Source organism: Halopseudomonas sp. SMJS2 (assembly GCF_029866945.1).
Lineage (GTDB): Bacteria > Pseudomonadota > Gammaproteobacteria > Pseudomonadales > Pseudomonadaceae > Halopseudomonas > Halopseudomonas bauzanensis.
On sequence record NZ_CP123445.1, the window covers coordinates 3,263,413 to 3,284,855 of the forward strand.

Sequence of the window (21,443 nt, forward strand, 5' to 3'; positions counted from 1 at the left end):
AATGCATAAAGGGCGCTGGCAGCTCTGCTCATTCACATCAGCCGCCTCCAATGCTTGTCTGCTGCGATCCAGCTCCGCGCCAGAAACCTCCCGTTGCGCGCCATCAAGGCGTGCAACATTCGCCTTGAAGTGTCCCACCCAGGCGGCCACGTACTGCTCACAGAGCGGTGACTGTCGGGTCACCTCGGGCTGTACCTCGCCGCTCGGATAAGAGGCGCAGGCGCTCAAACCGAGCAGCGACACGCTAACCAAGCAGCGCAAGGCATTCCTCCACCGAGCGAACGTCCGCATACTTGATCTTCAAGTCCCTGAGGTTGGCGGCATGCGCTTGCGTATCACGATCCCCGGTCGCCTGCTCGGGAATCAACACCCGAAAGTCATGCTGCAACGCGTCCACAGCGGTAGCACGAACGCACCCGCTGGTCGTCAGACCGGTAATCATTACGCCATCGGCTCCAGTCTGGCGAATCAATTCCGCCAGGTTGGTGCCAAAAAAAGCACTAGCCCAGAATTTCACAATCACCGGCTCTCCCACTCGAGGCTCAAGCCGCGGATCGATTTTTACCAGCGTGGAGTCGGCCTTCAGAACATTCAGAACAGGCAGTTTTTCACGGAACACACGGGCCTGATCCGGGCTGTCATAGGCTACTGTCGTGAAGAACACCGGCCAGCCGCGCTGACGGAACGCCTCCAGCAACTGGGCATTTGCTGCTACCACCGCATCACAGGAGCTGGCCAACGGGCTATGCTCGGGGTCAGTAAAACCTATGGCCAGGTCGACCAGCACCAGCGCATAGCGCTGGGCTGGAGCCAGAGTACGGGAATCCAGAGTCATGCTTCACCTCAATTCCACGATGGAGTAACCGGCGCTGGCAAACCGGTTTCTTCAAGGCAGCGGGCCTTGAGTTCATCCAGCGTACCGCCACGATCAAACAGCTGAAGCTCTCCGCGCTCGGCAGCCATTTGCTCACGTAGCCCGGCGGTGGCCTGCGCGTCTACTACGCCGTCATGGATCACCACACCGTAACGGCGTGCGCCTTCGGCGGTGACCAGCCCCTTACCCACATCACGCAATACCAGTGCAGGATCACGCCCCAGAGGGTCACCCCAACCACCGCCACCCCAGGTATCAAACAACAGCAAATCGCCAGCCTTGACCTGGATGTTGTCGCACTTGGCTGGCAGTATCTGCCGACTGCCATCAGCCCGAATCAGCTCCTTGCGACTGCGCTCCCCCGGCGCCCCGCCATTCACGCCCCAGGGGTAAGTCAGCCACCGATCGTCGTGGATGGAAACATCTCCATCAACCAGCAAGCGATAGGCGACCCGCAAACCGTTACCGCCGCGGTGCAGACCTGCACCGCCGGAATCTGCCAACGTTTCGTAGGTTTCGATACGCAGCGGGAAGTAGGCCTCAACATACTCATTGGGTACGTTGGTAAAACCGGGCCACAAGGAATGGCCATCCGGCCCATCGCCTACTGGCCGACCGGGAATACCACCAAAGCCAATCTGGAAGAGTTGGAACCATTCGCCTTTCTGGTCATAACCGGAGTACATGAAATGCGGTGAGTCGGAGAAGCCAGCCGCATTCATGGCATCTGGTGTTCCCTGGCCAAGCAGCCCACCCATCATGTCAAAAATCCGCCCAAGCAAATGCGTACGGCAAGACAATGCTGCCGGGAAGTTCGGCTTGAGAATCGAGCCCTGAGGAATACGCACCTCTACCAGGTCATAGAAGCCGTCGTTGAGCAGAATGGCCGGGTCATACAAGCTGATGGTCAGGGCGCCAAAGAAGATCTTGAACATCTCTTCGTTGACATAGAAATTGACCGAAGAAGGTGCCTGAGGGTCGGTGCCCTCGAAGTCAAAAATGGCCTTGTCCCCTTCGCGCCATAGCGCACAGCGCAGCGTGTAAGGGCCCAGTCCGGCGCCATCGTCACAAATGTAATCTTCAAATTCCTGACGCTGCTCCGGTACCACCCGGGTAATGACTTCACGCATGGCGCGGTAGGTACGATCGAGCATTTCCTGTTGAGCGCTATAGAAAGCATCATCACCGAAGCGTTCAGCCAGCTCCACGCACCGCCTGCTGGCGGTACGGCAAGCAGCCACGATCGCATTCAGATCAGAACGGTTCCAACGGGGCATGCGTACGTTATGCAGGATGACCTCAAGCATATCGTTGTTCATTTCCCCACGGCGATACAGCTTGACCGGAGGAATACGGATGCCTTCTTCCCAGATGGTGCTGGCATCGGTCGGCAGGCTGCCAGGGACTTTGCCACCCACATCAGACATATGCCCAAACATGGCGGCATAGTTGATGATCCGGCCATCCTTGAAAATCGGCATGAGCACCAGCCAGTCGGGCAAATGGCTCACCGCTCCGTTGCATAGGTAGGGATCATTGGTAAGGAAAACGTCACCTTCTTCTATCTCCCCTTCGTAACTATTAAGGAAGCCGGTGATAAAGGAGCCGAACTGACCGACAATCATCTTGCCTTCAGAGGTAGCAATCATCGGGAAGGCATCACCCTGCTCGCGGATACCAGGGCTCATGGCGGTCCGGAAGAGCACAGCATCCATTTCCTTACGGGCGTTGGCCAGCGCATTCTCAACGATATCAATGGTGATGTTGTCCACATCGATGCGCTGGAATGCGGTGTTATTTGTCTGTTTTATTTTCGCAACCATGTTGTTACTCCTGACCCTGGGGGCGAATCAATAGGTTGCCGACGTGATCGACAGCAGCTTCATAATCCGGGAAGACAACCGTAGTAGAGTCCATCTCCATGACGATTGCGGGGCCGGGTACAACCAGCCCGGGTGCCAGACGCTGACGTTCGTACAGGGTGGCCTGATGTTCCGCACCGGAAACATAGATGGGCGACGTACCGATCACGGCGTCTTGCAGATTCACACCCTCGGTTTCAAATACCCGCTCGGTGATATCCGGACGTGGCGAGCGTGCAATGGCTCGCAAGTTGACTAACTCATGCGCCTCGCTCATGGAAAAGGTGAACAGTTGTTCGTGCTCTGCATCGAAGGCTGTGGAGATCGCCTCCAGTCCTTGTTCCTGCAGCGCCTGGAGATCAATATCCAAGGTCAAGAGCAGCGCCTGCCCCTGATACCGCACATCTACCTGCCAAGTCAGCTGCTGCAGCTCGGCTGCTACGCCCTGTAAAGCCAGCGAACCACGCACGGTATCGCCCAGTTGCTGCAGGGTTTGCAGTACTTCTTCTTTCTCAAGATCACTGATGCGCTTGACCAGCGAACGAGAAGCTTCATCCTTGACCCGCGTAGTGGCATCACCGTAAGCACACAAGACCCCCGGCGCTGGCGGCACGATGACCGGCCAGGAGTTCATCAAAATGCCCATAGCGTTGGCATGCAGTGGCCCGGCACCGCCAAAACCACAGAGCGCGAAGTCGCGAGGGTCGTAGCCTTGCTCAACGCTGATCAGACGCAACGCCCCGTACATATGCTCGGTGGCAATCCGCACAATACCCTCTGCTGCGTCGTGCAGTGATACACCCATGGCATCAGCGATCTTCTGAACCGCAGCAACAGCCAGATCCTTGCGGGGCTGGAAGTCTCCTCCCAGCTTCTGCTCGGCCGGTAGATAGCCCAACACCACGTTGGCATCAGTCACCGTAGCTTCATCACCACCCCGATCATAAGCGGCCGGCCCTGGCACCGCCCCGGCGCTTTCCGGCCCGACGCGCAATGCTCTGGTCAACTCTGGTACCGTAGCAATGGAGCCGCCGCCTGCACCTACTGTGCGTACATCCACCGACGGAGCGCGCACCGATACGTCCCCGACCCGCGTCTCCCGGCGAATGCGCGCCTGATTATTGTCAATTAGCGCCACGTCCGTGGAGGTGCCGCCTACGTCAAAGGTAAGCACCTTATCGAATCCACCCCGCGAGCAGAACCAGATAGCCCCTGCAACACCGCCAGCGGGCCCAGACAGCAACATGTTCACAGGCGTCGCGGCAGCTGATTGGCTGGTAGCCAAACCACCATCGGAACGCAGGATAGACAGCTTCACATCCGGCCGCAGGCGCGTGACCAACTCGCTCTGCAAATGCTCCATATAAGCCGCAACCTGTGGGCGCACATAGCTGTTGACGACCGTGGTTTCGGTACGCTCATACTCCTGCATTTCCGGAACTACTTCGGAGGACAGCGAAACCGGAATCCCTGGCATGACTTGTTGTGCCAGTTCATGGATGGCCCGCTCGTGCGTGTCACTGGCATAGGCGTTCACCAGACTGATGGTCAACGCTTCGATACCGGTCTTCTTTAGCCGCTCCAGCTCGTTGATCATTGCATCGCGGTTGAGCTCGCGCACCACATTACCTTGAGCATCGATACGCTCGTCGGCCTCCACCGTCCATTCGAGCGGTGCCAGCAACTCTCCTTTATTGAAGGTTACCCAACCACCCAAGCCGCCCGGCACAAAGGAACGGGCTATATGCAAAACCTGTTTGTAGCCCTTGGTGGTAACCAGACCAACCTTGGCGCCACGACGGGTCAGGATGGCATTAGTGGCGACGGTCGTACCGTGCATGACCGAGTGGATCTCCGATGGCTGTACGCCAGAGATCCGACACAGTTTTTCTATTCCCTGGAGCACCGCAATCGAGGGGTTGTGCGGTGTGGAAGGAACCTTAGCGGTAAAACTGGCGCCGGTTGCATCATTTATAAGCAGCAGGTCGGTGAAGGTACCGCCTACGTCTGCACCCAAACGAAAACTCATGTTGCCTCCAGCACTGTTATTGGAATTATGTCGCGCTATGGAAGCCGGGGCGCTGGCACCCCGGCGGACAGGTTAGCGTGCAGCCCTCTCCAGCTCGCGTAGAGCAATATCATCTGCAGTGGTACCGGGCGTGTTAAGTCGCGGGCCACCCAGAACGAAGGCCGTACCATGGCGCCGCTGGTAGTCGATAGTGAAACCGGCAGCCGAAACCATCCCGACATCACCATCTTCTGTCGCGATAGTCTTGAGGTGATAGTTCATCCACTTCCAGAACTGACCTTGGCGGTCATAAGCTTCAGCTTGATAGAAGCGCGGAAACTCCACGTCCATGTACATGACTTTCTTGCTGTATGGATGCTCCGGCGGAGTAGTCGCCTCCACTACCCAAACTTCGCGAGGCTCCCACTGGTCGTTGGGGTTCCAGTGCGGCCAGTTCTCCAGATCAACAACAGGAAACTCAGCGTTACCGGACGCTTCCATATCCCATGTTTTTCCAGTGGAATTGGCTACAGCCAGAATCCAGCGCTTACCTAACAACTTGTATTCGGGGTACCAGGTAGGGTGGGCGTTGAATATCTCGATATCGTCGTTGAGCTGGTCAGTTCCACCAATCGGATCCATCCAGGTACCACCAGATAGACGACGGGTGCGCCGTACCGATCTGACATAGGCCCATGAGTCTTCCAGTTTGGGCGAGTCATAACGGATGGTGAACAAGCCCAAACCACGGATATCATTGGGATAGGTGGCATACAGGAGCGTTTTGGTCAGGATACTGCCGTCGCCCTCAACCACTTGGTCAGTACCAAGACGCCCTTTCAGGAAGTAACGCTTGAATGCCCATTGCTGGCGTCGCTCCAACCCGACCTTATCGTTGAGAAACAGATAACCGAAGTTCGGATAATCCTGGAAGTTCTTCACCGGCTGAGCGTAATGATGGTTCCAGATCAGTTTGGCTGCCGCATCCGGATCATCCTCACTGACCTCGGGAAAGGGTATACCTGCAACCCAGCCCTCGACCGTTCGGGTATCAGGGTTATACATCGCCTTGCCCGCGTTAGCCTTGGTTGCTTCCATATAGTCCTTGCCCAGAACAACAGGTTCGGAAGCCTTTAGCGGCAACTTCAAGCCTTCGTCCTGAATCAGCAGCTTCATCCGTTCGGTCAGCAGGCTGTCAATACTGTGACCTTCGAAGCTGTCTTCAAGGTGTTGCTCAAGGTTCTCTTTACTGATCACTGTCCCTGGAGCCAGTTCCGCTGCCTGGGCGACCAGAGACGCGGCAAACGTCAGCGCCAACGCGCCCGTCAGTCGATACATGGTAGTTCTCATTATTATTGTCTCCTGTTCAGAACTGGTAAGTTATCCGCAGCGACAGTTGGTCATTGCCTGCGAAATAACCGAACATATTGGTGTTATTGAAGCCCTGTAGCGCTCGATCCTGCTTCTTGTCCTCGAAGAAGATGTCTGCTTCGGCACGTATCCTCCAGTTATTGCCATAAGCAAACTCGACACTTGGAATCACAAAACTACCGCCGTAGCTCAGGTCAGTACCCAGCGCCAGCGAAGGGTTAATCCGGTCGTTGTCGTAGTTGGTAGCCAGAATGGCGGTAGCAATAGTGGAGTGTTCTTTGGTGCGACCACTGAAACCGGCCGAATTGACAACCTCATCGTCACGGTCGTAATTAGTGATCCAGGTGTTAAACAGCTGCACCGAGAAGAACGAAGGGCGACTGGTCTTGAGATAGCGCTGCAAGCTCAGCTGCTTATCCATCCGCAACATGGTCTTGAGCACATCCTTCTCGACAATGCCGCAGAAGCCGGGGAAGAAAGCACAACCGCCGACTTCACCCGCCTGAATACCTACGTTGTAAGGCGAGTCGGGGATGTAGGAGACCTCGGCCGAAAACACAGCGTCAACCGACTCCACATATCGATTGGCGGTGATACCGAAGACATCCACAAACGGGAAGATCAGTTCGCCCGCCGTGGAGTTGGGATCGGAACGATAATCGCCCTTGTAGGCGCCTTCGAAGGGACGACCACTGGCAGCGTCACCTACGCCCAACGGGTTGTTCGGATTGGGGTTGATGACCGGGTTCAGCGATGGGCCATGGAACCAGCCCAACGAGTATTCCCACTCCCCAATCATGCTCTTCCAGCGCAGGCCATAGGATGGATCGTCCATATCAGCGTCTTTATGCTTGAAGTTGTACGGCACGTCCGCGCCGAACGGTGCAGCTTCAAAGGTGATGCCCTTGTTCGGGTTATTAGCCCAGCGCCCCCCTTCAAGGTCGAAGCTGTTGCCGCGGTCGCGCGCCCGGTTCATGCGCCCGGGGATATACAGCACCTGCAGACTGCCGTTCAGGCTATCGAAACGCTCGACCACGTTGACCATCCACAGCGGCTTGCGGGAGTCCTCATTTTCCGGCTCCAGGAAGGAACGGATACGGTTGTCATAACCGTGGATGACGTCCAGTGACTGGAAGAAGTCGGTTTCCCCCCAGACCACCTGCTGCTTGCCTATCTTCAGCGAGGTACTCGGCCGGACATCGGTTTGCCACCAGAACTCCCGAATCTCTTCTGTGTTGTAGACATCGTCCATCAGATTCACACTGGACTTGGTGCGGTTACTGAACAGGTCCGATGCCGCGTTACGGTCCATCGCGCGCTGCAGATCCTTCAGGTAGTCGGTCTCGATTTCCCGGGCAGCGCGGCCCGAGATGAACAGCTGCGAGCTGCCAAGATCCTTGTACATACTGAGCTTGAGAGTGGTGCGAGCCATGGACAGGTCATAGCGATAGTTGCGCCGGCGTTCCGCTCCAACCAACCCATTTGGATCCCGCGTGTCCATGACGTAGGGGTTTTCAAGGTTCCACGAGAGGTGCTCACGAATATACCCGCTGACCTCCCAGTCGTCGAAAAAGCCGCCTTCAGCTCTGGCTAGATCATGCGCTCCCAGACTTGCTGCCAATACCGCACAGGCTAGAGAGGTTCGCATGGCGCTCGATCTTGTTTTTTTATACGCGCTCATATTCATTTCCCGATGTATTCAGGTTGGTGAGGTTGCCCTCTGATGGGGCGTGGTTCGACTGGCTGGCGCCAAAAATGAAACTGGGTTTGAACACCAGCGCAAGCGAAGGCATGACGAAGAGGGAGGTCAATGCTGATACGGCCAGCCACAGGCCAATCAACATGCCCATCTCCGCCTGAAAACGCAGTGATGAAAAGGACCAGAAGAGTACGCCGGCGGCCAGGGTAAAGGCGGTCAGCACCACCCCACGGCCAGCCGATCCAAGGGACTGCAGTACGGCATCAAGGTGATCCGCTTCAGGATATTTCTCCAGGTACTCCTTCATCGAGTCAACGATATAGAAGGCATAATCCACCCCCAAACCGATACCCAGCGCCACTACCGGCAGGGTGCTGATGCTCATACCGATCCCCTGCCAGGCCATGAAGGCGAAAGTCACCACGTTGGAGATCAAGACCGGAATGATGAAAAAGATCCCGCTGACCGATGATCGATACACCACCAGGCAACAGAGCACCACCACCAGGAAGGCCAGCGCTGTTGCCGCGATCTGGTCATTCAGCAGAATCTCGTTGACCGCGGCGATGATCCCGAGTACACCACCGAACAGTTTGATTTCGACCCCTTCTAGCGGGTTTTCAGCGATGAACTGGTTGGCATAATGGGTCGCCTTGCGCAGGGTGTCGCCCTTGTGGTCACGGAAGAACAGGGTGACCGAGGCATTGTTGAACACCACATCGACAAACTGGTTCAGGTCATCCGGATCCGCTCCCTGCATGTAGAAGCTGATCAGTTCGCCATTCTCCATGCTGCTGGCACCGAGTTCGCCGTAGCGGGGGTTGCCCTCGTAGAGATTGCGCCGAATGTCGATAACGATATCCGCCAGCGAGACCGCACCGCCGATTTCTGGCTGACGTTCCATATAGCGGGAAAAGCGCAGCATCCAGTCCAGTACTTCCGGTCGCTTCATAGCATCCAGCTCGCCCCCTTCAAGCACCACGAACATCTGCTCGGAGCCGGGATACAGCTGGTTGATCAGGGCACTGTCGCGGTTGAACTGCGAGTTCTGCCAGAGGATTGGCGAGCCATCGCTGGCATCACCCACGTTGACTTTGGTGGCCTCGAACATGAAACCAGCCAGTAGCACCAGCGTGACCGGCCCTACCCAATACCGCGTGCGGGTGCGCACTACCCACTTGGCGCCAGACAGGATGATTCGCATGAACCCATCGAGGTTGAAGGGGTGTGCGTAGCCCTGCGGGCGGCGGATATATGACAGCAGTACCGGCGTGAGAAACACCGCCGAGACGGTAATACTCATCACCCAGATGGCGCCAACGATGGCAACCTTATGCAACAGCGGGATGGGCGTGATGATCACGCAGAGAATGGCGCCAGCATCGGCATACAAACCCAGCATGCTGGGACGGAACAGCTCACGCATGGTCTGCTCGGATGCCTTGCGCGCATCCAGCTCACCATTGTGTATCAGATCATCGAACCGGGTGATCATCTGCACCGAATGGGAGAAGGCTCGAGCGTGATGATGAAAGCAACGACGATAACCAACGGGTCGAAGTTGTAACCCAACAAGGTACCGATACCCAGCGCCCAGATCGCCGCAACAACACCGGCGATCAGTGGCAGCAGAGTGCCGCGCCAGGTGCGGGCGAATACGAACAACAGCAACAGCATGGCCACCAGCGACAGAACGGCGATGCTGACCGTCTCGTCCAGATAGTGCGACACCCAGCCATACAGGATCGGCTCACCCACCAGGTGCAGGCTCACCTTATCAGCCACTGGCGACGCATCCAGCAGCCCCTGGATCTGTGGAAAGATGGTGCTGTAGTCCACCAGGTGATCGTAGAAATCCACCTGAATCAGCGCAGAGCTCAGATCCCGATCGACAAACAAGCCATACACCAGCGGATTGTTCAGCACCGCCTGACGCAGATCACGCATCTGTTCTGCGGTTTGCGGCAGATCGGGCCACATCAGCGGACGGGTTTCAATGCCCTCACTGGAGGCGTTGACGCGCTTGAGCTTCTTCGAGGCCAACGAGGTGATCTGCATGGGGTTGACGCCTTGCACCTGCTGCAGACCAACGGTAATGCGCTGGATCTCCCCGAGCACCTCCTGACGGAAGATGTCGCCTTCCTTGGCCTTGACCAGGATAGTGACCCGGTTACTCGCGGCGAAACTGTCCTGATATTTCTGGTGCACTTTTACATAAGGGTGATCATGGGGAACCATGTCACTGAATTGCGTGCGGATATCCAGACCGCTCAGGGTCATTGCAAAACCCAGAGTGATGATGCTTACAACGACCAACACCGCAAGGCGATGACGTATGGCCCAGGCACTCAAGCGTGCTGTGCGAGTTGTAAAATAATTCATGACTATTGCTCTCCGGGCCAGATTTGCAGTTGGTCCCCATGCAGCAACCCAAGCTGCTGCCCGATCAGCACGACGCCATCGGCGGTGGCCAGCAGGCGGTTGTGGTAGCTCATATCCAGCCCTTCCGGTGCCCAGGCCTGCCACTGACGTTGCGGGTTGCTGCTCCTGAACAAGGCTCCCCGCGCGCCGGTGACCAGCCACTGGCCATTGCGTTCCACCACATCGAACAAGTGCTCATCGGTAAAGGCCGGGATCATGTTCCAGCTATCACCACCGTCATGACTGATGAAGGCCTGGCCGCGGTTACCCACTGCCATGCCAGTAGCACCGTGAAAGTACACGGCCCGCAGGCTTTCGCTGCCCAGTTCCTGAGCACTCCAGCTGTGGCCATGATCTTTGCTGCGCAACAGGCGACCGAACTCGGCCGCGATCCACAGATCGTCATCCGCGCCCGCGCTAATGGCATTCAGGTTGATGTCTTCACCCAGTCCCAACGCCTGCCAGTCGCTGGCATCGGCTGAGCCGCGAAACAGCGCCCCCATCTCACCCACTACCCAGAACTCGCCGTCAATGAACTTGACGCTCTGGAGCTTGCCGGCCAGTTCTGAGACCTGCAGTTCGCGATGCTCCCACGGACCATCCACTATCCGAGTCCAGACCTGCCCCTGATTCCCCACCACCACCTTCTGGCCCATGGGCGACACGGCAATGGACTGCAAGTTGCTGCGCTGTGGCAGCTCTTCGCGGATCCAGCTTTGCCCTGCATTCTCGCTGGTTAGCAGGGCGCCGTTCTGGCCTACGATCCAGATGTTCTGGCCCAGTACGGCGCCGTCAAAGAAAGCATCCCGAGTTTCAAGTAGCGGCTGATCCAGCGGTACCGGATCGACCGAGGGTTTGATGAATACAGCAGCGTATGCCAGCCCGCCGATCACCATCCAAGGCGCCAGGCGCGCCAACCACCCTCCAAGAAAACTAAACATTGCGAGCCTCCTGCTGCTTGTGCCACTGGCGCTCAAGCCAACGGAAAGAGTGGCCACCCAGTTGGCCGCCGGTCAGCTGTTGCACCTGCTGCACTGCTTGAACCAGCGCCAGCGGCTCAATACCAGTGCGATAGCCTATCGCATCCAGCATCAACACCAGGTCCTCGGTCGCCAGGTTGCCGGTCGCCCCTGGGGAAAATGGGCAGCCACCCAGCCCCCCAATGGAGCTATCAAACTCGCGCACACCGCACTGCAGCGCCGCCAACACGTTGGCCAGAGCCATGCCTCGGGTATCGTGGAAGTGGCAGGAGATCTGATCCGTTTCGCACCATTGCGCCAGCGGCTGCAAAACCCGCTGCACACCGAGCGGATTAGCCGCGCCTATGGTGTCGGCAATAATGACTGTGTCCGCACCTGCATCCAGCATCTGATGGGTAAGTTGCTGCACTACCTCTGGCGACGTGACACCTTCAAAGGGACATTCAAAAGCGACAGCAACATAGGCCCGCGCCTGCAGCCCATCAGCCTTCGCTCGCTGCATCAGCTCCGCACTGACTGCGGTCGCTTCAGTCAAACTCATGTTGATATTGCGCTGGTTCATGGTTTCGGTCGCGGACAGCACAACGGCAACCGAGCCCACGCCAGCTTCACGTGCCAATTGATACCCCTTCAGGTTGGGGATCAGCGCCGAGTAGTCGACCTCACTCAGCATCGGTAGACGCGCAAACAATTCACCAGTGCCGGCCATTTGCGGGACAGCTCTGGGGGATACGAAACTACCCATTTCAATTGCGCGGATACCCGCCTGCACCAACGCTTTAATCATGTGCAGCCGTTGCTCCAGACTCAGCGTCTGACCCTGACTCTGCAATCCGTCACGGGGGCCAACCTCGTTGATCTTGACGAAATCTCTCATGGTTAGCCCACCACCTTCTGCTGTTTCAGTTCGGCAATCCGCGCTGCGTCATAACCAAGAACCTGCTGCAGCACCCTATCGGTGTGCTCTCCCAGCAAGGGGGGGGCGGTATAGGTGTCGGCATTATCGGCACTGAGTTTGATCGGGTTGCCGGGCACCTCAACGCTACCGCCTAACGGGTGGGGTATATCCACCACCATCTGGCGATGGCGCACCTGGGGATCGGCCAGCGCGTCACTGAAGCGATTGACCGGGCCACAGGGCACCCGTACCGCAGTTAACTGTTCAACCCAATAGGCGGTGGTGTTGGCCTGCAGGACTTCATCCAGAATCCCGTCGATCAGCGTCTTGTTTGCCAGACGCACCGGCTGAGTCTTGTACTTGGGATCCTTGAGCTCCTCGACATCCAGCAGTCCTACCAGGTTGTCCCAGAAGCTATCGAAGATGACGGCGATAACAATGAAGCCATCAGAGGTGGCGTAGGTGTTGTAGGGCACATGAACAAAATGGCCATTACCCAAGGGCTCAGGATTCTCGCCACTGAGCAGGTGCATGGTCGCCATATAATTCAGCATGCTGACCTGGCAATCGAGCATGCTGATGTCCACATGCTGGCCATGGCCCTTGCTGTGCCGTGCCTGCAACGCAGCCAATACACCCATGACAGCAAACATGCCACCGCCCAGATCCCCTATAGGAATACCGGCGCGCATGGGCGTTTTCGCATCCAACCCGGTGATCGACATGCCGCCGCCTATGCCTTGAACGACCTGGTCAAAGGCGGGCCGCAGATAGTTTGGTCCATCCTGTCCAAACCCGGACACGGAGCAAGTAATGATGCGTGGATTGATCTGTTTGAGATGTTCAAAGTCGATCTTCAACTTCCTGGGCACACCGGCGCTGAAGTTATCCAATACCACATCGGCGTTACGTACCAGATCGTGAAAAACTGCTAGTCCCTGCTCGTTTTTTAAATCGACACATACACTCTGCTTGTTACGATTAAGCGTAAGGAAGTAGGCCCCCATACCTTTAAAAGAGTGCCTTGGATCATTGGCTAATAATGACCGCGTGCCCTCACCCGCAAGAGGCTCAATTTTGATGGTCTCAGCCCCAAGGTCTGCCAGAAGCATTCCGGCGTAGGGCCCGGATAACATATGCGTCAGATCGAGGATGCGAATCCCCTCTAGCGGTTTGCTCATGCTTTTCTCTTTATATTTATTGAGTTCTACATAACCATTTAGCAAGTACCTTGCCAATTCACCACATAAATCCATAACCAGCTGATTAATAACGATTTAATAAATAAAAAGAACACAAGAACGGCACAACCAGCCGTACTCTCTGCGCAAATTGAAATGCCGGTTTCAGATTGAAATAAGCACCGGCGACGGCCATCACTCTTCCTACATAAAGGAGCCATTAATGGAGCGCCTTATCCCCCGACGGAGAGATATACAGGCAAAAAAAAGCCGGCACCCGAAGGTGCCGGCAACGCCTACTGGCGGAGCAGTTTTTAGATGAGGCGAGCCATCTCCATCGGGCCACTGAATTGTTCTATAGAGCCCGGCTCGATATAGCGTTTCCAGTTATCGAAGATCTCTCGACCCGCCAGAAATCCTTCAAAAACTGCATGATCTGTCTTACGCGGAACAACAGCATCACCAACCCGATGCACGTTCGGCAAAACATCCTTCAGTTGGTGATAAAGGCTGTCTTCAGGCAGGTGGCGCACAGCCAATACAATATTATCGAAGCCCGACAGCACTTCCTCGTCACCGGTATATAGATTGAACGTGACAACATCGCTGCCACGCACCTCGCTGACCCAAGCGTTCAGGGTGTAGGTCAAACCCTGACTGAAAAGATTGGCATACACTATGGGCTGGTCCAGAGTAGTAGCCAGACGATGGAAGAGCGCATTCCAGCGCGTCAGCACATGCACCTCATGGCCGTTATCCACCAACAGTTCGGTAATACCCGCAGAATAGCGGTTACCCTCTTCATCCAGCACCAAAACCCGTTTCCCGACCCTTTCTGGATGCGCCAGCACATCCAGCGCGGTAAGTACCCGGTCGCTGTCCAACCCAGGCACCTTGTCTACCAGTGGGTTGATATCGGAGTAGCCGCTGCGGTCAGGCAAGGAGCCGGTAGCGACGATAACCCCATCGGGGTTCAGCGCCCGGATCATCTCAACGCCAGCCTCACAGTTGAGCTTGACCTGAACACCGTGCTTGGCCATATGCACCTTCAGATCTTCGGTAATCCAGGCGAAGGAATCCCGGCGCGGCAGGCGAACTATGTGGTTGACCTGACCACCCAACTCAGATCCTTTCTCCAGCAAGGTCACCTGATGCCCGCGCTTGGCTAGTCCTTCGGCGGCCTTCATGCCAGCCGGCCCCCCACCAACCACGACCCAGTGTTTGCTGACCGGTGCCAGTTCCAGCGTCTGCGGGCCAAAAACTTCCTCGCGGCCCGTCGCCGGGTTGATCTGACAGGTCATGGAGGTGCCATGGAATAGCCGCGAGACGCAGCCCTGGTTGCAGCGCAGACAGTGATAGATTTCGTCTTCCCGGCCTTCGGCCGTCTTGATGGCAAACTCCGGGTCGGCGATTTGTGCGCGGGTCATGGCGACCATGTCAGCCCCACCGCGGGCCAGTATCGTCTCAGCTTCACCGGCGCTGCCGATCCCGGACACACAGAACACCGGGATCTGCAATGCTCGCTTGAGCCGCGCCACCGGATCGGCCAGCCAACCATTGGGTACATCGTAGGGAGGCATGATGTAGGTAGCCGACTGGTACACGCCCGCCGTGGCCATGATGTAGTCGATATCACCGGTAGCCTCGACCGTACGGGCGACTTCAATCCAGTCCTCGATTTCCATGCCGCCAGGTACCATCTCGTCCATGGACAGACGAATCCCAACTACATAGTCCGGCCCTACCCGCTCACGCACGGCACGTATCACTTCGAGCGGAAAGCGCATCCGGTTCTCGAAACTGCCGCCGTATTCATCGTCGCGCTTGTTGAAGAGAGGTGAAATGAACTGGTGCAGCAGATAGCTGTGCGCCAGATGTACCTCGACCCCGTCAAAGCCTGCCTGTTTCGAATACTCGGCCGACACCACCCAACCCTCGACCACTTCATCCATGTCGCTACGCTCCATGGCCTTGGCCATTTCACCAAACACCGGCGACTTGATGTTGGATGCCGACCACAGCACACGGTAATCGTCCATCGCATGAGTCTCGCCCATGACCCCGAAGTGGTTGAGCTGCGCAAAGATATGCGAGCCAAAACCATGCACCACATCGGTCAGCGCACGGTCACGCTCGACCATCTCGGGACGGTAGCCATACGAATAACCGCGACAGAATGTGTTGGAGGTGGGATGGATCAGCCGGTTGCCGGTGATCATCAGGCCAATGCCGCCCTTGGCACGGGCCGCGTGGTAGTAAACATCGCGGTCAGTGGTCAAGCCTTCGGGTGAATTGAAGGCCATGGCGTGCGCGGACTGCATGATGCGGTTACGCAGCGTGATGTTGCCGATTTTCAGCGGCGAGAACAAATGAGGATAGCGCTCAACGGTCATCGGATTCTTCCTCCGGAACCAGCGCTCCGGCGCTGGTCCGTTATCTTGTTATAGGTATCAGACTTGAGGGGCGCCCATGGCAGCGTGCCAGTCGGCACCGAAGCCCTCCAACTCACCTTGTTCTATGAAGCGCGCCGGGTCGTCCAGCAGTTCACGGCCGGCGAGCATGCCCTCGTAGATACTGTCCTGCAGGGGGCGCGGCAGGTTGGCATCACCAATGCAGTACAGCCGAGCGACATGCCCCTGCAACTGGCGATAGAGCGCATCATCCGGCTGGTGCCCGGCAGCGATGACAAAGCTATCCGCCTCCAGTACTGCGCTGTCCTCATCGGTAAACAGGTTGAGCAGCTGGGCGCGCTCGCCATCGATGCGCCGCACCCAGCTATTGAGGGTGTAGTGCAAGCCCTTGCCGAATACGTGGCGATAGTTCACCGGCAGATCCAGGGTGAGCGCGAGGTTCGGGGCCAATGCAGTAAAACGGCTGACCAGATGGACTTCATGCCCACGGTCAAGCAGGAACTCCGCCGCACCCAGGGCATAGCGACTGCCGTCCTCGTCGAACAGCACCACACGCTTGCCGACCCGCTCCGGTGTATGCAATACCTCGATCACGCTGAGCACATTGTCCTGCTCAGTGCCCGGCACCCGATCAACCGCAGGACGGGTGGATGTGAATGCCGTCTTCAAGGGTATCGAGCCAGTAGCCAGAATCACGCCATCGGCCGCCCGCGCCATAATAGCGTCGGCATCCAGCGCGGTATCCAGGCAAATTTCCACACCGGCCTTGCGCAACTGACGTTCAAGATCGCGTGCAATGAAGCCGAACTTCTGCCGACGTGGCAATTGCGCAGCCAACAACGTCTGCCCGCCCAGCTGCCCGCCCCGCTCCACCAGCGTGACCTGGTGGCCGCGCTGGCGCAGGGTTAATGCCGCTTTCATGCCCGCCGGGCCACCACCAACCACCAGCCAGTTCGCGGGTCGCTCGGCTGCCTGCAGGGTGTGCAGCCCGAAGCGTTGCTCGCGTCCAGCAGCCGGATTGACCACACAGGAAATGGCATTGCCCGCCATCAGCCTGGCAATGCAGGCCTGGTTGCAGCGAATACAGTGGGTGATCTCGTCGTCGCGACCTTCGAGCAGCTTGTTGCAGAACTCCGGATCAGCGATCTGGCTACGGGTCATGGCCACCATATCGGTGGCGCCTTCGGCAACCAGTGCCTCGGCCTTGGCCGGGTCAACGATATGCCCAACAATGAACACCGGAATATCGCTGACCTTGCGGAGCGCCGCACGCAGCCGGGCGCCATCCTCCACCAGCCAATTCTCTGGATAGTCGCCCGGCGGAATCTGATCCGCATGCGCCGCATAGGTACCGGCCGTGGCACTGACGTAGTCGATCAGCCCGGTCTCCACCATCTTGCGGGTCATATCGATAGCAGTATCAGCCTGCATACCGTCGACCGTGCACTCATCCAGTGAAACGCGGATACCAACGACAAAATCAGGCCCAACCGCTTCACGCACCCGGCGCATGGTCTCGATCGGAAAGCGCACTATGTTGTCCAGGCTGCCGCCATACTCATCGGTGCGTTTGTTATACACAAATGACAGAAACTGCTGATGTAGATAGCCGTGAGAATAGTGCAGCTCGACGCCATCGAAGCCTGCAGCCTTTGCGTTGCAAGCGGTCAAGGCGAAGTAATCCGAGACCTCATCCATCTCGGCCTTGGTGATTTCCTTCGCCCACTCATTGTATGCCGGTGATTTCATGGTAGAAGGCCCAACGAGCAGACGGTAATCGTCGAGGGCACCACTGCGCCCTTGTGGTCCAAAGTGGATCAATTGAGCGAAAATGCGCCCACCAAAGGCGTGTACGGCACGTACCATTTCCGCATCACGCTCAATCATTTCCGGGCGATTTCCCCGTGCCAGCGAACGGTTAGGTCCAGTGGATTGTGGATGGACATGGCGTGCACCAGTGACGATCAGACCTATACCGCCCTTGGCGCGCTCGGCCTGGTAATGAATGTCACGGTCGTTGGTCAGGCCATCGCCGGAAGCGAAGCCCTTGGCATGCGCAGTCTGCATCAAGCGGTTGCGCACTGTGATATTACCGATCTGCAAGGGAGAGAAAATCGAGGGATAGCGTAGCTCCCCTGGCTGTCTGGGTTGGATCATCTTTGCCTTATCCTTTGTTATTTTTTTGCATCAGGCAGGGGGTCGCCTGAATTCAAGAGCAATCGCTGCCCTCTCCAAGCGGCCCGCTCGTATATCTTGTAATCAGCGCAGTACGTTCTCACCACTCATGAACACAAACACCCGGCGAAACTTACCTTCTTCGACATACCAGAAGTTGCAGTTACGTAAGCGAGTTTCATTACCCTGCGCGTCCTTCAGATACACGTTGAATCGAGCACAGACCGTTTGGGCAACGTCATCTACAGCAACTTCGAAGTCGCCGTGCCAGATCTCTTCATAACCGGAAAACAGATTCTCGAACATCTTGCGAACACCGGTATGGCCGCTATGGGTAAGGTTATCGGTCTGAATGGTGAACTCGACGTCCTCATGGCAGCAGTCCAGCACTTGTTGCATGTTCTTCTTATCAACGTTACCGAAGTATGAAGTGATCGCCAGCTCAGTTAATTGTTCACGGGTCAAACGAGTCATATCTCTCTCCAGATTATTATTGTCAGTTAACGAACGCGTGATAGGCCGCGTCATTCGGGTTTTCCGGCGCGGGGTAGGCTTTGCGACTGTGCGTCAGCCCCAGGCTCAACATCAGCTCACAGAGCTTGTAGGAGATCTGTCCGGGATTGATTACCGGAATCGGCAGCCGCTCAGTCAGGTAAGCGTGGGATTGATGCATCGTGGTCGAGCCAAGAACAATGACATCGGCACCATCTTCCGTCATGGCCTTGTGCGCCTCAGCCTCCAGCTTGGCAAACACCACTTCTTCCTTGCCGCCGAGCAGTTCCTTGAGGTCCGGACGGGTATTGATTGAGCGTAGCGATGCCACACGATCCCACAAGCGGTATTCGGTCAGGGTTTTTTCGTAGAGGGGAAACCACTCATCCCACATGGTGATGACGCTGAACTTCTTGCCCAGCATGCAAGCCATGTAGAAAGCCGACATGCCTGGCGCAACCACCGGAATATCCAGGCGCGAACGCAGGGCCGCCAGCCCGGAATCACTAACGGTATCTATACAGACCGCACTATAACCTTCTTCCTGGGCACGTAGCCCCGCCTCAACCACAGAGAAGTCCATCAGCAGGACGTCATAGGCGCTATCTGCCAGCGATGCACCTCGCGCAACAGGAACAAACTCTGGATGAAAACCAGGCAGGATCAAGCTTTCCGGTAACTGCGAAGCACGATTCATTGCACCAGCCTGGTCCATGGGGATCGGGATAATGACCTTGATACGGTACGTCATGGCATCTCTTTCCTTAGCGCTCTGGCCTGTTGCCGTGGGCGCCTGGTTATTGTTGTCCCATTAACGATGCAATATGGTTGCCAAGTTTAAGGAAACGGCTCCAGGCCCTTATAAGGGCCATTTCAGCAATCAGAGATCGAAGCGACAGTGAAGAAGGCAATGCAATGTGAAATAGTTCAGTGCAATAAGAAATGAAAGCAAAAACGCCGCATCATCGGGACTGATACGGCGTTAGAGTTATTACGCGATCGCAAACGATAAGTTAATCCGAGGCAGGAAAGGCCTCGTCTAGTCCAGTCTCAACGGTCAGACTCTGAGCAATACGCACGTAAGTGTCATTTCCCGAAGTGTAGGCTGGCCAATCAAAGCCTTCGATGGAGGGATTACCACTACGGGCGAAGTTGGCCCACATGGCGCGCATATTGTCGGTGACGGCCACGTCGTTCGGGTTCCAGCCCGGGTGGTTCATGGCAAAGCCCTGCGGCGTTGGGGTATCGCCGCCGACCGGGTCCTGCAGGCCGGTCAGCCCCAGCAGGTAGTGGGAGAGGAAACTGCCGGGGTAGTCGAACACGTACACCAGCTCAGCACCGTGGTAGGCCAGCGCGCCCTGGCTGGACCAGTTATCCGGCAGGTGATCGAACACGTAGACGAAGGTGTCCGCCTCGTTATTATCGGCCATCCACGGCATGTACCACTTGAGCCCATCAATCAGGCCAGGAGTATCGCCTTCGTTGGCACCAGCGATGATCGGTACGTCGTTGTGCCGCCCAGCCTCGAAGCTGTCGCGGATGCCATCGAGCATGTACACGCCATCCACGTTTGGAGAAAACACCCGTCCGGAGCCGTCCGCGGCAGCAACCAGCTGTGGCCAGGGAACTGCTCGCAAAGCGGCGGCCACGTCTTCAGCATTCTGCACACCCAGCGCCTCGGCGACGGCGATACCGTCCTGCTCCTCGGCCGCCAGCAGATTCTCAACCGGCATCAACTGGTCATCCGGGCCGGCCATGCCGCTCTGTACAATGGCCTTGTGGAACAGGCCGCTGGCCATGGGGGAATTGATCAGCGACAGCACCTTGCCGCCGCCGCCGGACTCACCAAAGATGGTGACGTTATCCGGATCGCCACCAAAGGCTTCGATGTTATCCCGCACCCATTCCAGCGCGGCGATCAGATCCAACTGGCCGTAGTTGCCCGAGGTCTCGTTCGGCGATTCGGCGGTCAGAGCGGGATGCGCCATATAGCCCAACGGCCCGAGGCGATGGTTGACCGTGACCACGACCACGCCTTCCTTGGGCAAGGAGGTATTGTTGAACGCCTTGGTGTTGCCGGTAAGGATGGCGAAGCCGCCGCCATGGAACCAGACCATCACTGGCAACTTCTCGCCGTCAACGCCATCCGGCACGGTGACGTTGAGATACAGACTGTCCTCGCTCATGCCACCTTCGCCAAAGGCCACATAGGCCGGGTTCTGCGCCGACTGATCAGCCCAGCCAGTAGCCCAGCGCACGCCCTCCCAGGCGTCCGGTTTGACCGGTGGCTGCCAGCGCAGATCGCCCACCGGCGGCTTGGCGTAAGGCACGCCATACCAGGCCCAGGTACCGTCATCATGCTGGAAGCCGGACAGCTTGCCGTATTCGGTATCGATGATCTTCTGCGGTGCCAGCGCGCGGGCCAAGTGTTCCTGCGCATCGGCTGCGGCAACTACCGCTCGCGGCCCGGGGAAAGTATCGGTGAATACCGGCGGCTCGGCATTGTTCAGATCATCCAGCAGGTCGGTCAGCGAGGCGGCGAATGCCGTGTAATCCATGTCGAAGACCAGTCGGTCGGCGTAGACCGAAACCTGCTCGGCAATCTCCGGTGTAATGGTAATGCCATTGCTGGTATTACCGTCCTGATCGAGGGTCTGCAGCAGCACGGCGATATTGGTTACCGCATCATCGGTGTGCTCTTCGGCACCCGCAACCAGATCCAGCGGCGTTAGTATTTCAGCGCCCTCAGCTTCGCCGAGCTTGAGATCACCGAGATGGAAAGCAACGGTTTCGCCGCCGCGATAGGCAAAGCTGCCCTGCTCGTCCGTCGTGCCCTCCTGGCTATCGGTCTGGTAGCGCAGGCCGGCGACGGGGCTGTCAACGAAGGTACCGGTATGCGTGCCGGGCCCCTTGCTGCTACCACCGCCATCAAAACAGCCCGCCAGCGTCATGGCGAATGTGCATATGAGGGGCATTGTTGTCAGGCGGGCTGCCCGACTGGAAAGTGGGATTCGCGTCATTGTCTGCCTCATTGTTGTTGTAATAAGCGGGCCGGGGAAATTCCCCGGCTC

Annotated in this window: 15 protein-coding genes; all 15 read right to left on the reverse strand. The window is 57.3% G+C overall.

The features are described 5' to 3' along the window. Positions 1-244: 244 nt before the first annotated feature. Positions 245-835: an isochorismatase family protein gene (locus QAO71_RS15290; RefSeq protein WP_280164814.1), complete on the reverse strand. Its 591-nt coding sequence runs from the start codon at positions 833-835 to the stop codon at positions 245-247. Positions 836-843: 8 nt separating this feature from the next. Continuing rightward, on the reverse strand, positions 844-2,697 hold the full coding sequence (locus QAO71_RS15295; RefSeq protein ID WP_280164815.1) for a hydantoinase B/oxoprolinase family protein: 1,854 nt from the start codon (positions 2,695-2,697) through the stop codon (positions 844-846). A gap of 4 nt (positions 2,698-2,701) precedes the next feature. Next, the gene (locus QAO71_RS15300) at positions 2,702-4,765 is read right to left on the reverse strand and encodes a hydantoinase/oxoprolinase family protein (protein WP_280164816.1); all 2,064 of its coding nucleotides are present in this window, start codon (positions 4,763-4,765) and stop codon (positions 2,702-2,704) included. Positions 4,766-4,837: 72 nt separating this feature from the next. Continuing rightward, on the reverse strand, positions 4,838-6,094 hold the full coding sequence (locus QAO71_RS15305) for a DUF1329 domain-containing protein (protein WP_211242594.1): 1,257 nt from the start codon (positions 6,092-6,094) through the stop codon (positions 4,838-4,840). Between the two features lie 16 nt (positions 6,095-6,110). Next, positions 6,111-7,763 carry a DUF1302 family protein gene (locus QAO71_RS15310; RefSeq protein WP_211242593.1) on the reverse strand — a complete coding sequence of 551 codons (1,653 nt, stop codon included), beginning with the start codon at positions 7,761-7,763 and terminating at the stop codon, positions 6,111-6,113. Positions 7,764-7,782: 19 nt separating this feature from the next. Next, the gene (locus QAO71_RS15315; protein ID WP_280164817.1) at positions 7,783-9,309 is read right to left on the reverse strand and encodes an efflux RND transporter permease subunit; all 1,527 of its coding nucleotides are present in this window, start codon (positions 9,307-9,309) and stop codon (positions 7,783-7,785) included. Further along, entirely contained in the window at positions 9,306-10,196 is an 891-nt protein-coding gene (locus QAO71_RS15320) for a hypothetical protein (RefSeq protein ID WP_280164818.1), read from the reverse strand. The genes QAO71_RS15315 and QAO71_RS15320 overlap by 4 nt, the downstream gene beginning before the upstream one ends. 2 nt (positions 10,197-10,198) lie before the next feature. Beyond that, positions 10,199-11,176, reverse strand: coding sequence for a YCF48-related protein (locus QAO71_RS15325; protein ID WP_136868740.1), 978 nt, complete (start codon positions 11,174-11,176; stop codon positions 10,199-10,201). Next, positions 11,169-12,092: a hydroxymethylglutaryl-CoA lyase gene (locus tag QAO71_RS15330; RefSeq protein WP_280164819.1), complete on the reverse strand. Its 924-nt coding sequence runs from the start codon at positions 12,090-12,092 to the stop codon at positions 11,169-11,171. The genes QAO71_RS15325 and QAO71_RS15330 overlap by 8 nt, the downstream gene beginning before the upstream one ends. Positions 12,093-12,094: 2 nt before the next feature. Further along, positions 12,095-13,294, reverse strand: coding sequence for a CoA transferase (locus QAO71_RS15335; RefSeq protein ID WP_280164820.1), 1,200 nt, complete (start codon positions 13,292-13,294; stop codon positions 12,095-12,097). A 314-nt stretch (positions 13,295-13,608) separates the two neighbouring features. Then, the gene (locus QAO71_RS15340; protein WP_136868738.1) at positions 13,609-15,687 is read right to left on the reverse strand and encodes an FAD-dependent oxidoreductase; all 2,079 of its coding nucleotides are present in this window, start codon (positions 15,685-15,687) and stop codon (positions 13,609-13,611) included. Positions 15,688-15,744: 57 nt separating this feature from the next. Then, entirely contained in the window at positions 15,745-17,862 is a 2,118-nt protein-coding gene (locus tag QAO71_RS15345; RefSeq protein WP_136868737.1) for an FAD-dependent oxidoreductase, read from the reverse strand. Positions 17,863-17,964: 102 nt separating this feature from the next. Then, positions 17,965-18,354: a nuclear transport factor 2 family protein gene (locus QAO71_RS15350; RefSeq protein ID WP_169304553.1), complete on the reverse strand. Its 390-nt coding sequence runs from the start codon at positions 18,352-18,354 to the stop codon at positions 17,965-17,967. 22 nt (positions 18,355-18,376) lie between these two features. Beyond that, on the reverse strand, positions 18,377-19,123 hold the full coding sequence (locus tag QAO71_RS15355; RefSeq protein WP_136868735.1) for an aspartate/glutamate racemase family protein: 747 nt from the start codon (positions 19,121-19,123) through the stop codon (positions 18,377-18,379). 262 nt (positions 19,124-19,385) lie between these two features. After that, the gene (locus tag QAO71_RS15360; RefSeq protein WP_169304552.1) at positions 19,386-21,347 is read right to left on the reverse strand and encodes a carboxylesterase family protein; all 1,962 of its coding nucleotides are present in this window, start codon (positions 21,345-21,347) and stop codon (positions 19,386-19,388) included. Positions 21,348-21,443 lie beyond the last annotated feature (96 nt).

Excerpts from the sequence above, each read along its gene's own strand:
- QAO71_RS15345 (WP_136868737.1), bottom strand. The coding sequence starts at position 17,862 with ATGATCCAACCCAGACAGCCAGGGGAGCTACGCTATCCCTCGATTTTC.
- QAO71_RS15335 (WP_280164820.1), bottom strand. The coding sequence starts at position 13,294 with ATGAGCAAACCGCTAGAGGGGATTCGCATCCTCGATCTGACGCATATG.
- QAO71_RS15315 (WP_280164817.1), bottom strand. The coding sequence starts at position 9,309 with ATGATCACCCGGTTCGATGATCTGATACACAATGGTGAGCTGGATGCG.
- QAO71_RS15325 (WP_136868740.1), bottom strand. The coding sequence starts at position 11,176 with ATGTTTAGTTTTCTTGGAGGGTGGTTGGCGCGCCTGGCGCCTTGGATG.
- QAO71_RS15355 (WP_136868735.1), bottom strand. The coding sequence starts at position 19,123 with ATGACGTACCGTATCAAGGTCATTATCCCGATCCCCATGGACCAGGCT.
- QAO71_RS15310 (WP_211242593.1), bottom strand. The coding sequence starts at position 7,763 with ATGCGAACCTCTCTAGCCTGTGCGGTATTGGCAGCAAGTCTGGGAGCG.
- QAO71_RS15300 (WP_280164816.1), bottom strand. The coding sequence starts at position 4,765 with ATGAGTTTTCGTTTGGGTGCAGACGTAGGCGGTACCTTCACCGACCTG.
- QAO71_RS15360 (WP_169304552.1), bottom strand. The coding sequence starts at position 21,347 with ATGCCCCTCATATGCACATTCGCCATGACGCTGGCGGGCTGTTTTGAT.
- QAO71_RS15320 (WP_280164818.1), bottom strand. The coding sequence starts at position 10,196 with ATGAATTATTTTACAACTCGCACAGCACGCTTGAGTGCCTGGGCCATA.
- QAO71_RS15290 (WP_280164814.1), bottom strand. The coding sequence starts at position 835 with ATGACTCTGGATTCCCGTACTCTGGCTCCAGCCCAGCGCTATGCGCTG.
- QAO71_RS15330 (WP_280164819.1), bottom strand. The coding sequence starts at position 12,092 with ATGAGAGATTTCGTCAAGATCAACGAGGTTGGCCCCCGTGACGGATTG.
- QAO71_RS15350 (WP_169304553.1), bottom strand. The coding sequence starts at position 18,354 with ATGACTCGTTTGACCCGTGAACAATTAACTGAGCTGGCGATCACTTCA.
- QAO71_RS15295 (WP_280164815.1), bottom strand. The coding sequence starts at position 2,697 with ATGGTTGCGAAAATAAAACAGACAAATAACACCGCATTCCAGCGCATC.
- QAO71_RS15305 (WP_211242594.1), bottom strand. The coding sequence starts at position 6,094 with ATGAGAACTACCATGTATCGACTGACGGGCGCGTTGGCGCTGACGTTT.
- QAO71_RS15340 (WP_136868738.1), bottom strand. The coding sequence starts at position 15,687 with ATGACCGTTGAGCGCTATCCTCATTTGTTCTCGCCGCTGAAAATCGGC.